The following is a 12,053-nucleotide window of genomic DNA, read 5'->3' as shown; positions in this document are numbered from 1 at the left end:
CAAACACGGGCAGAACTAGAGCGAACACAGTCTCAACTACAACAAACACTAACTGCCTTAGAGCAATTTCAAGTTCAATCACAAAAACCAGATGAAGAATATCAAAATAAATTTGACTATATTTATCAACAATGGCAAGAAACTCAAAGACTGCTTCAACAAGCTCAAAGCGAATGGAGACAAACTCAGGATATGATTCAAGCAATGGAAACGAGTAAATTTTGGAAACTGAGACAAATTTGGTTTCAATTCAAGCGAACTATTGGACTAAAAGTAGATTGATAGTAAACATCAGTAGTTATGAAATTGAAGGGGTTATCAAATTGAATATTGAAGCACCATTAAAAGAATTATTAAACAAACAACAAGAATTAAAGCGCAGTCAAAATCGACTAGCGCAAATTCAGCTTGTGTTAAAGCAAAATTTTATAACTACGAAAACCAATCAAATCAGCAAATTCCAGAAACTATTGATTGTTTTACAGAAAGAAGGTGTAAGTAAAGTTTTTCAAAAAGTAATTGCTAAGACTACACAAAAACTAGATCAATCAAGCCTTTGTCTTACTAATTCAACAAACATCCAAAAATATACAGTACTCGACACTCCCAAAAAAATAAAATTTCAGTTTCCTGAATATATATCTCCACAAGTATCGATTATTATACCTGTTTATAATAAATTTACTTATACATTTAATTGTTTAAAATCTTTACAAAATTACTTATCATCAACAACAATTAGCTTTGAGGTAATTGTTGTTGATGATAATTCTAGTGATGAAACTCAAGAATATTTAAGCTGTTCTTCAACCATTCAAGTTGTAGTTAATAAACAAAATCTTGGTTTTATTCGTTCTTGTAATCATGGCGCAGCAAGAGCAAAAGGTAAATTCTTATGTTTTTTAAATAATGATACTCAAGTTTTGCCTGGATGGTTAGAAAACTTAGTAGAAGTAATTACAAAAGATAATCAAGTGGGTGCAGTTGGCTCAAAGTTAATTTATGCAGATGGCAGACTTCAAGAAGCAGGAGGAATTATTTGGCAAGATGCCTCTGGATGGAATTATGGCAGATTAGAACATCCTGATAGTCCTGAATATAATTATGTCAGACAAGTTGATTATTGTTCAGCAGCAAGTTTAGTAGTTAGAACCGAAATCTTCAACGAGTTGGGTGGTTTTTCAGAAGAGTTTCTACCCGCATATTATGAAGATACTGATCTATGTTTTGCTATTCGAGAATTGGGATATAAGGTTATATACCAACCTAAATCCCAATTAATCCATTATGAAGGAATTAGTTCTGGTACCAGCTTAGAAAGTGGAATTAAAAGCTATCAAAAAGTTAATCGCTATAAATTTTTGCTGAAGTGGCAAGAACAATTACAGCATCACCTTAGTCCTGACGCAGAGAATGCAGAGTTTGCAGCGAGAAGATTGCAAGGTAAAAAAACTATTTTAGTTATAGATACTTATGTTCCCTTGCACGATAAAGAGTCAGGTTCTTACAGACTATTAAATATTATTAAAATTTTTGTAAAACTAGATTACTTTGTAATTTTTTTGCCAGATAATGGCTTTCCTCAAGAACCATATACGTCTGAATTGCAAAATCTGGGTGTAGAAGTGTTGTATTGTACACATAAACAACCTAGCCTAGAAGAGGAGCTAATTAAACGATTAAAACTAATCGATATTGCTTGGGTATGCCGCCCTGAATTATGCAGTAAATATATAAATTTACTCAAGAAAAATTTTGCCATAAAAGTTATTTATGATACAGTGGATCTGCATTTTTTACGGCTACAAAGACAGCAAGAATTAGTACCCCAAAGCAATGCTGAGAATAACTTACCATCTTGGCAACAAGTCCAAGATATAGAATTAAATATGGCTAAGGTAGCAGAAGCTACGGTTGTTGTCACAGATGTTGAGAAGAAGATTTTAGAGGATTTTAATATTAGTAATGTTTTCGTTGTGCCGAATATACACCACCAATATGAAGGAGAGTTGCTACATTTTAAGCACAGGAGTGGCTTATTGTTTATTGGTGGTTATAATCATACCCCTAATGTAGATGCTGTGATTTGGCTGTGTAGAGAAATTATGCCTTTAATTTGGCAGAAACAACCTAAAATGAAAATTACTTTATTAGGTAGTAATCCCCCAGCAGAAGTGAAAGATTTAGCAAGTGATCCTCGTATTGAAGTTCCTGGATACATTCAAGACGTAGAACCTTATTTTCTGAAGAGTCGCGTTTTTGTCGCACCTTTAAGATATGGTGCTGGTATGAAGGGCAAAATTGGTCATAGTCTTTCCTACGGCTTACCTACAGTCACTACATCTATTGGTGCAGAAGGTATGGGATTAACTCATGAAACTGATGTTTTAATCGCTGATGAACCGGATACCTTTGCTAAATATACATTACAAATTTATCAGGATTCAAAAAGATGGAGTTTAATTTCAAAAAATGCAATAAAAATAATTGATCGATATAGTTACAGCCAGATTAAACTAAAAATGAAGAATTTAATTGAATTATTGTAAAATCCTTATTAAACATTCTTCAATATCAAATTTTGGCAAAAACAACCAAATAATTCAGAATTTTAAATATTGTTTTAGCCAAGCTTTATACTTAAATTTAACAAATATCAATGGCAAAAAGTTGTATCTAAAGAATTTGATGTAACTACTTAAATTTGGTTATTTAGAAAGTAATAAAAATAATTTGATATAGGGGAAATAAACTGTTTTTATCAATGAATGGAATTAAAATCTGAGGAAAAAAATGAAACTTTTGTCAGTTGTCGTACCTGCCTATAATGAAAAATTAACTATTAGAGTTGTGATAGAGGAACTAGTAAAAGTTCCAAACATTCTAGAAATTGTAGTAGTTAATGATGGTTCTACAGATGGTACTAGGGAAATTTTAGAGCAACTTGCTTCAGAATATAGTGAATTAGAAGTTATCCATCATCTTCACAACAAAGGAAAGACAGCCGCTTTAAAAACCGGTTTTCAAGCTACTCGAGGCGATATTGTAATTGTTCAGGATGCTGACTTAGAATACAGCCCTCAAGAAATTCAAAATGTCATTGAACCAATATTAGATAACAAAGCTGATGTGGTTTATGGTTCACGTTTTTTAGTTAGAAAAGCAGCAAGAGTGCTTTATTTTTCTCACTATATGGCTAACAAATTTTTAACATTCCTCAGTGATGTTTTCACGAATGTTAATATCACAGATGTTGAAACTTGTTACAAAGCTTTCCGTGGTGACATTATCAGGAATATGATTATCAAGTCAAAAGGGTTTGGTTTTGAAATTGAAGTAACTGCAAAAGTAGCTAAGTTAAAATGTCGTATTTATGAAGTTCCTATTAGTTATTATGGTAGAACTTATGAAGAAGGTAAAAAAATTGGTCTCAAGGATGGAATTCAAGCGATTTGGTATATTATCTACTTTAATTTGTTTTGTTCATTAAAACAATCTTTCTATTCTCTACCTTCACAAAAATCGTTGGCAAAAACTATATGAGATATATGAGATACAAAGAACCAATTTTAGAGCCAATATTGAGGTGGTTTAGGCTTAAAAAAGTCAGTTCTCATATCCCCAAAATGTCTATTGTCCTTGATATAGGTTGTGGAAGATCCACAGCATTTTTAAAATCTATATCTGGTCATATTAATCAAGGATATGGCGTAGATTTCAAAGTGGAAGATGCCATGTTTGGTAATATCCAAACAAAACAGCTAAAATTTGAGGGTAATTTACCATTCGATGATAATAGTTTTGATGTTGTCACTATGTTAGCTGTGCTAGAACACATTGATGATGATGAACAAATCCTCAAGGAAATTTATAGAGTACTTGTTCCTGGTGGCAAACTAATTCTTACAGTTCCCTCTGTTTGGTCTCAACCTGTTTTGGAGTTTATGGCTTATAAACTTAATATAGTTAGTAAGGCTGAGATAGAAGATCATAAAAGATATTACAACCGAAAGAAACTTCAAAGAGTATTGGTTGAAATTACTGGGTTTAAGCAATTTAATCATAGATATTTTCAGATATGGATGAATAATTTTTGTACTGTTGTCAAAGAAGTTTATTAAACTTGACAAAAAACTACAGCCAAAATTTCTATCTAGAGTATTTGATGAGATTGGTTAAAATCTGTTAATTAGTTAGAAAGTAGCAAAAATAATTTAAAAATCTATGATAGACACCCCAAAGAACTTACAAAAAATGCCAATTATTGTGCTTGCTTTATCAATCACATACTATATTTACACAACAAGCTATGAAATTAAATATCCTGGACTATATTATGATGAAACTTTATTTGTTAATGGAGCATTAGGAGGATTAGATAATACATTTATCCATAAACGTATCTGGGGTATTCCTGTAATGCTAATGCCATATATAGGAGCATTGAAAGCATATTTTTTCTATCCTATTTTTCATTTTCTAGGAGTTTCACCAGAAACTATTAGAATACCAGTTATTCTAATCTCTGCAATAACATTAATTTTATCTTTTTACTTAGGAAAAATAATATTTAATCAATGGATTGCTAGTCTTATAAGTATTGTTTTAGCTACCGATCCCTCTTTCATCTATATAAGTAGGGTAGATTTTGGTCCTATAGTTTTTATGATTTTTTTCAAAATTCTGACTCTATTTATTTTCTTTAAAATAATATCTTATTCTTACACTTTGCCTAACCCTAAATTTATTAATTGGTATATTTTATTAATAATAGGTTTAATTTTAGGGTTTTGGGACAAATTAAATTTTATTTGGTTTATGTCTGCATTATTTATATGCTCTGTGATTTTCTATTCCAAAAATATTATTAAAATATGGAAACTTCATAAATCTAAAACATTAATTCCTACAATCACATTTATAACAATTATGATTTTGATGATTGTAGGATTAATATTACCTATATTCAATTTAAATGTAGGTGTAGGAGAAACAAGTCAAGAAACTTTATTAGATCGTTTTTTCCGAGTAAATAAAGTTTATGAAACAACTGTTAATGGGAAAGGATTTTATGAATTTATTTTTAATCAATCATTACCTGAAATCAGTTGTTTAAATGAATTAACATTTTTAAATATTATTTTTTTACTAATTGTTTTATCTTTAGCTATTTTATTGAAGTGTAATTATAAAAGTTCCCTACATTTAGGTTTTGATAGTAAGAAAATACTTCTTTTTTTTACCACTCTTTTTGCATTAATTTATCTGCAAATGGTATTCACCAAACAAGTAGGAGGTCCGCACCATATTATGATGTTGTTCCCTTTCCAGCATTTTTTTAATATAGCTGCTGCGTTAGTTTCAGTTGAACTAATAATTCAGATTGTCAGAAAATGGCATCAATTAATTAAAATTTTATGTATAACGTTAGTAGTTTTAATTTTTGGTAATTTAATTCATTCACAAATTAAAGTAAACAATTATTATTCGTTGGCTTTGCACGATAAAAAATCTTTTAGTACCACTTGGAGTCCTGTAATTTATGAACTTTCTCACTATCTTGGTAATTATCGAGACAAAGTTGACTCTATTGTTTCAGCAGATTGGGGATTTCATACGCAGTTACAAGGTTTAGCTAAACCTGAAATACGAATTAAATACATGGATTTCTGGTCAATTTTTAATGATTTACACAATCAAACTAAAGATGAACAAGAAAAACTTTATAAAGTTTTTTTTAAAGATAAAATAAATATAGTATTATTGCATCCAGAAAATGCTGCAATCATGAAATATTCTAGAAGAAATTTTATCGAGTTTAGTTCTTTATTTTTCAAAGAAATAAAATTAGAAAAATATTTTTACAACAGTAAAAATGAAGTGATTTATGAAGTTTATACTGTTAAAGGTTAAAAATTTTTCTTCTTTGAAAAGTCATATTTTAATTCTTTTGTGGTTAGATGAGAAATTTGATTATAAATCGACAGTTATTTGAAATAAACAGCCAAATTTTAAATCTAGTGAAAATACGGCAGTTTCTTTACAGACTTTAGCTTCAGAAGAAGTTACACTACAAGCACAATATCCTTTTTGGCCAAAAGCCAACAGCCTGCAATTCTAGTCTTTGCCGATCAAATTTATCCTGGATGCTCAGCATTTGTTAATGATGTCAAAGTTCCTGTTATGGAAGCAGATACTCTATTTAAAGCAGTTGCCATTCCTGCTGGAATTTCAACTGTGGTTTTTCAATATAGACCTACTTCCTTTACTATCGGTTTAATTATATCTTGTTTAGTTGCAATCTGTTATTTCTTAATTTCATTAAAAAATTTAATTTTAATTAGCTTTTTCAAAAACAGCTATAAACCGTAAAAAAACTACATTAATTTATTTAGAGATAACTAGGATAACTCCACATACAATTAAACCCAAACCTATAGTGCGATTTATAGAAATAGTCTCATGAAAAAAGAAATAGCCAATTAAAAAAGAACACACGTAAACTAAGGCTGTCGAAGGACCAACCACGCTTAAGTTTACTCTAGTTAATACAAGAATATACGCAATAGCACCTATGGCATAACAAGATAAACCAATTATTAATTCTGGTGTAAATAAAATTCTAATGATATGGTTAAATAAGTTTGCTGCATTGACCTCTCCTAGTTTTAATGCTCCTGACTTTAGAAGAATCTGTCCAACTATATTGCAAAAAATTGAAATAAGAAAAATACCTAACTCTTTTGTACTCATTTTTGACTGGGAACGGATAATTTATGAAGATGAAATTCTGCTTGCTATATTATCACTTATAGATGCCTTTGTAAAATTTATAATTTTCTGCCTACCAAGTCAGTAATCAAACAAAAAGCAAAGAAGATAGGTAATCATATGATTGATACAAAATAAGATAGATTCTATAGTAAAATCTCGGAGAAATTCCAAATTGATACCAAAATATTTAGAACACGGTGTTATTTCGTAAGGCGCTAAGATAGAAAGAATTCGTTAAAGAGTGTTGGTAACCTAATTTGAGAGCGTGCAGATTTAACCATTGCACACCATCGTCCTAAGGCTTTATAGTTGTTGATTGGCGATGATTTTCACTATTTTATTGACATAAATCTCAATTAATCAATTTATTAAAATGCAGTTAGATGAGAAAATTGCTATTGTTTTAGCTACATATAATCCTAATTTAGAATATTTTCAAAAGCAGATACAATCAATAAAAAATCAAAATTATAAAAATTGGGTTTGTCATGTTGTTGATGACTGTTCTCAAATTGAGTATCAAACAGCCATTCAAAAACTAATTGCAGAAGATTCACGGTTTATTTTTCATTTTCATGAGCAAAATTTTAATCATTATTATAACTTTGAACGTGGATTAAGATATTGTATTGAAGATCAAACAATTCGCGCGATCGCTTTAGCAGATCAAGATGATATTTGGTATCCTGAGAAACTAGCTATGCTTTTAGAAAAACTGCGATCGCAACAAGCAGTTTTAGTACATTCTGATTTAGAAATGATAGATAGTAATGATAAAATAATCAATTATTCTACCTGGAAGTTTGAAGGACGTAATCCTGAAAAGTTATCTATTGATTTATTGTTACTTCGGAATGTAATAACTGGATGCTCTCTGTTATTTTGCACTTCGATATTGACAGATATACTACCATTTCCACCTCAAGTTAAAATTAGCTGGTATCATGATTGGTGGATAGCTTTAGTTGCTGCCCAGAAAGGTAAAATTGAACATATTCACCAACCATTAGTTGGCTATAGAATTCATGGTTTAAATAATGTGGGAGTAACGCAAGATGCAGGTAAATTTTACCGTGAGTTATTAGTCTGGATAAGTAAAAAATTTAAAATTACTGGCAATAGTTATTTAGTTCATAGAGATTTTAGTAAATTCTTTTATGAACGATTTAAACAAGAATTAGATATTTTAAATTGGTCTAATCCTTTTGATGATAAAGATTTAGATTTTGGTATAAAAATATTCAAGTTATTATATAAAAGTTTATCGTCAGGCTATAATTCAGAAGGTATAGCTTTGAGAATTTGGGCTTTGAAAGTTTTATTAGATTTACAAAAAATTAGAGAAATAGTTTTCAAAAAAAATAATTAAGCATGAACACAGAATTAAATAACTTAGTATCAATCATCTTAGTTAACTATAATGGTGCTGATGTTCTAATAGATTGTTTAAATTCTCTAGAAAAATTTATTCCTAGAGATAACTGTGAAATTATTTTAGTAGATAACAATTCTCAAGATAATAGTGTATGTATTATTAATCATAAATTCCCTAATATAAAATTAATTAAACTACCAGAAAATGTTGGTTTTGGAGCAGGTAATAATATCGGTGCAAAAGTAGCTCAAGGTAAATTTCTATTCTTATTGAATACTGATACAATACTTACAAGTAATCTTTTGCCCCATCTTATAGAATTGATGTCTACAAATCTAGATGTCGGCGTTATTGGTACTAAATTAGTTTTTCCTGATGGAAGTTTCCAAATTTCTTTTTCACCCAAAATTGGAATCAAAGGAGAAATTGAAGCCAAAAAAATACATGAAAATGCTGAAGATAAAAATAAGTTGAATATTATAGAGCAGAATTTTAAAGATATTAAAGAAGTAGATATTGTCGTTGGAGCAGCCTTTTTTATTAGGACAGATTTATTTAATTTATTAGGTGGTTTTGACGAAAAATTCTTTATGTATTTTGAAGAGTCTGATTTGTGTCAAAGAGTCAGAAATTCAGGCTATAAAATTCTATATACTCCTTATGTATCCTTAATTCATATAAGAGGGCATTCTGTAAATAAAATATCGAATAAAATGGCTGTAGAATATAGACGTAGCCAGATTTACTACTATTATAAACATCTGCCAATGTGGGAGATATTGATGTTAAAAATATATTTAATATTAAAGTTTTTATATGAATATTTTACAACATTTAATCCTTATAGTTTAAAAATTTTAAAGTTAGTTTTTATGTATAAATAATTATGTCTTTATTAATTAATCTTTCATTTATATTAACTAAACCTACAGGTACCACGACCTATACTTTTAATCTTTTACCTTACTTAAAAGCACTTCAACCAACACTTTTAACTACTCAACTTGCCCCTGACTATAATTGCTATGAAACTCCTGTTAATCAAACATCAGAACAAGGTATTAAAGGTCATTTAAATCGCTTAATTTGGACGCAATTTGAACTACCTAAAATATATAAAAAGCTCAAATGTAAACTATTATTTTCTCCAATTCCAGAAGCCCCTATTAATACTAGCTCTCGCTTCGTTGTCACTATCCATGATTTGATTCCCCTACGTTTTTCTCAACGCTTTTCACCCCTGACAATATATCATCGCTACTACGTTCCCCAAATCCTCAGGCAGGCACAATACATCATCTGCAATTCCCAAGCCACCGCAAAAGACATCACTGATTTTTACCAAATTCCCGCCAGCAAAATCACCCCAATCCCCCTTGCTCACGATCGCACTCACTTCCGCCCTCTCAATCTTCCCACCCGTAACTACTTTCTCTACATTGGACGACAAAATACCTATAAAAACTTACATGGGCTTATTGCTGCCTTCGCCGCGCTACCCAATAACGGCGACTATGAACTTTGGTTAGCAGGGCCAAGCGATCGCCGTTACACCCCAACTTTAACAGCGCAAGTTGCCCAACTCGGCATCACGAATCAAGTGAAGTTCCTCGACTATGTACCATATAGCGAATTGCCAAAAATCATCAATGAAGCGATCGCTCTGGTTTTCCCCAGTCTCTGGGAAGGCTTTGGTTTACCTGTCCTCGAAGCAATGGCTTGTGGTACTCCCGTCATAACCTCCAATCTCTCCTCCTTACCAGAAGTAGCTGGGGACGCGGCGATTCTAATCGATCCCTACAACACCAAAGAAATAACAGAGGCGATGGAGGCGATCGCAACTGATTCGGCATTGCGATCGCGCCTTTCTAATCAAGGTATCATTCGCTCCCAACAATTCAGTTGGGAAAAAACTGGACAAGCAACCGCCGAAGTATTATCCCGATACATATAAAAAATAAACTAACACCATAATTTAGATGTCAGGATTTAGGATTTTGTCCAGATTTCAGATTATCTTGACTAATGACTCATAAATAATCCTTGATCCCTATGAAAGCATTAATCCTCTCTGGCGGGAAAGGTACACGCCTACGTCCCCTAACTTATAGCGGAGCCAAACAACTCGTACCAGTTGCTAATAAGCCAGTTTTGTGGTATGGCATTGAAGAAATGGTCGCTACTGGGATTACTGATATTGGCATCATCATCAGCCCGGAAACTGGGGCAGAAGTCCAAGGGAAAACCGGAAATGGAGAATCCTTTGGAGCAAACATCACCTACATAGTCCAAGAACAACCACTTGGACTTGCTCACGCCGTCCAAATCGCCCATTCCTTTTTAGGAAATTCCCCCTTTGTCATGTATTTGGGCGATAACCTGATTCAACTAGGTGAATTACGTTACTTTCTGCAACAATTTAGCCAACAACAGCCAGATGCTCTGATTCTCTTGCGTTCGGTTGCCAATCCTAGCGCCTTTGGTGTGGCTGAGATAGATGAAACCGGACGGGTATTGCAGCTAATTGAAAAACCCAAAGTTCCGCCTTCAAATTTGGCACTGGTAGGGGTTTATTTCTTTTCTCACCTCATTTTTGATGCGATCGCAAATATCCAACCTTCCAGCAGAGGTGAATTAGAAATTACTGATGCTATTCAATACCTAATTAATCAGGAAAAACAAGTTTTATCTTACAATCTCCAAGGTTGGTGGCTTGATACTGGTAAGAAAGATGACTTATTAGAAGCTAACCGATTGATTCTCGATACTTATCTGACAGCATCAGTTATTGGCGAAGTCGATGCCCAAAGTCAGATTAGTGGACGAGTCAAAATTGGTGCCAATTCAAAAGTGATTAACTGTACAATTCGGGGCCCAGTAGTCATTGGTAGTAATTGCCACTTAGAAAACTGCTTTATTGGCCCTTACAGTAGTATTGCTAACAATGCGACAGTCATTGATACTGATTTAGAACACAGTGTGATTTTAGAAGGTGCTAAAATTGTCGGAATTCATCAGCGTATTATTGATAGTGTCATTGGGCAACGGGCACAATTGACTCTTGCACCGCGCCGCCCCAAAGCCTTACGATTTCTAATTGGCGATGACTGTCAAATTGAACTAACCTGATTTACTTGTTAAAAACAAGAAACTCCACGGTCGAAGTTTTACCTGCTAGTTGTAAAATACAAGCATTAAATTACTCTCACAATTAACACTGTGGTAGGCTACTCAAAATAATATTGATGAGCATTGTACGTACTAAAATCGCCGAAGTTATACAACTCGAACCCCAAGTATTTGCAGACGATCGCGGGTTCTTTTTTGAAGCCTACAACGATCGAAAATTTGCCCAAGAGACTGGTATCGTTGCCAACTTCGTCCAAGATAACCACTCTTGCTCTAAACAAAACGTTCTGCGGGGGTTGCACTACCAAATTCACCAACCCCAAGGTAAACTTGTCCGGGCTATTGTTGGTACTATCTTTGACGTAGCCGTAGATATTAGAAAAAGTTCGGCTACTTTTGGGAAGTGGGTAGGTTATGAACTCAGTGCTGAGAACAAACGTCTACTGTGGATACCACCAGGCTTTGCTCACGGGTTTCTCGTGCTTTCAGAAATAGCCGAAGTTCTCTACAAAGCTACAGATTACTACGCACCCCAAGGCGATCGCACAATTTTATGGAACGATCCAGATTTAGCGATAGATTGGCCCATGAATGCGCCACCGATTTTATCAGCTAAAGACCAAGCCGGTAAATCTTTGAGAACTGCTGAAGTATTTGATTAAGTAGTCATTGGTCATTGGTCATTGGTCATTGGTCATTGGTCAGATATCTCGCCTTTTGCTATACCCTAAGCCTACTTTTATAGTGTGCAGAAAAACTTTGATTTTTCATCAGA

At 32.7% G+C, this 12,053-nt stretch carries 11 protein-coding genes and 1 pseudogene; 11 read left to right on the top strand and 1 reads right to left on the bottom strand.

Translation table 11 applies throughout. The features are described from left to right. From VB732_RS06480 to VB732_RS06455, 6 genes and pseudogenes are all read left to right on the top strand, one after another. Positions 1 to 282, top strand: a pseudogene (locus VB732_RS06480) (methyltransferase); the annotation flags it as partial. A gap of 41 nt (positions 283 to 323) precedes the next feature. After that, positions 324 to 2,549, top strand: a complete 2,226-nt coding sequence (locus tag VB732_RS06475; RefSeq protein WP_323230012.1) for a glycosyltransferase — start codon at positions 324 to 326, stop codon at positions 2,547 to 2,549. A gap of 244 nt (positions 2,550 to 2,793) precedes the next feature. Then, positions 2,794 to 3,543: a glycosyltransferase family 2 protein gene (locus tag VB732_RS06470; protein ID WP_323230011.1), complete on the top strand. Its 750-nt coding sequence runs from the start codon at positions 2,794 to 2,796 to the stop codon at positions 3,541 to 3,543. Between the two features lie 5 nt (positions 3,544 to 3,548). Beyond that, positions 3,549 to 4,121, top strand: coding sequence for a class I SAM-dependent methyltransferase (locus VB732_RS06465; RefSeq protein WP_323230010.1), 573 nt, complete (start codon positions 3,549 to 3,551; stop codon positions 4,119 to 4,121). A gap of 103 nt (positions 4,122 to 4,224) precedes the next feature. Further along, positions 4,225 to 5,913 carry a glycosyltransferase family 39 protein gene (locus VB732_RS06460; RefSeq protein WP_323230009.1) on the top strand — a complete coding sequence of 563 codons (1,689 nt, stop codon included), beginning with the start codon at positions 4,225 to 4,227 and terminating at the stop codon, positions 5,911 to 5,913. A gap of 177 nt (positions 5,914 to 6,090) precedes the next feature. Further along, complete coding sequence (locus VB732_RS06455; protein WP_323230008.1) at positions 6,091 to 6,372, top strand: hypothetical protein; 282 nt, start codon at positions 6,091 to 6,093, stop codon at positions 6,370 to 6,372. A gap of 15 nt (positions 6,373 to 6,387) precedes the next feature. Here the strand turns inward: VB732_RS06455 and VB732_RS06450 are convergent, their stop codons facing one another. After that, the gene (locus VB732_RS06450; protein WP_323230007.1) at positions 6,388 to 6,753 is read right to left on the bottom strand and encodes an EamA family transporter; all 366 of its coding nucleotides are present in this window, start codon (positions 6,751 to 6,753) and stop codon (positions 6,388 to 6,390) included. A 394-nt stretch (positions 6,754 to 7,147) separates the two neighbouring features. Between VB732_RS06450 and VB732_RS06445 the strand changes: the two genes are divergently transcribed. The 5 genes from VB732_RS06445 to rfbC all read left to right on the top strand — a co-directional run bounded on the left by VB732_RS06445 (position 7,148) and on the right by rfbC (position 11,940). Further along, positions 7,148 to 8,143 carry a glycosyltransferase family 2 protein gene (locus VB732_RS06445; RefSeq protein WP_323230006.1) on the top strand — a complete coding sequence of 332 codons (996 nt, stop codon included), beginning with the start codon at positions 7,148 to 7,150 and terminating at the stop codon, positions 8,141 to 8,143. A 2-nt stretch (positions 8,144 to 8,145) separates the two neighbouring features. Continuing rightward, a complete protein-coding gene (locus tag VB732_RS06440; protein WP_323230005.1) occupies positions 8,146 to 9,033 on the top strand; it encodes a glycosyltransferase family 2 protein in 888 nt (295 codons plus the stop codon). A 2-nt stretch (positions 9,034 to 9,035) separates the two neighbouring features. Next, the gene (locus tag VB732_RS06435) at positions 9,036 to 10,103 is read left to right on the top strand and encodes a glycosyltransferase family 1 protein (RefSeq protein WP_323230004.1); all 1,068 of its coding nucleotides are present in this window, start codon (positions 9,036 to 9,038) and stop codon (positions 10,101 to 10,103) included. 98 nt (positions 10,104 to 10,201) lie between these two features. Beyond that, a complete protein-coding gene (locus tag VB732_RS06430; protein WP_323230003.1) occupies positions 10,202 to 11,278 on the top strand; it encodes a glucose-1-phosphate thymidylyltransferase in 1,077 nt (358 codons plus the stop codon). Between the two features lie 116 nt (positions 11,279 to 11,394). Next, positions 11,395 to 11,940, top strand: a complete 546-nt coding sequence (gene rfbC / locus VB732_RS06425; protein WP_323230002.1) for a dTDP-4-dehydrorhamnose 3,5-epimerase — start codon at positions 11,395 to 11,397, stop codon at positions 11,938 to 11,940. Positions 11,941 to 12,053: the final 113 nt, after the last annotated feature.

This window comes from Nostoc sp. UHCC 0252, from assembly GCF_034931145.1.
Taxonomy (GTDB): domain Bacteria; phylum Cyanobacteriota; class Cyanobacteriia; order Cyanobacteriales; family Nostocaceae; genus Nostoc.
The sequence above is the reverse complement of the archived record's forward strand: the minus strand, read 5'-3'. Positions and strand labels throughout refer to the sequence as shown.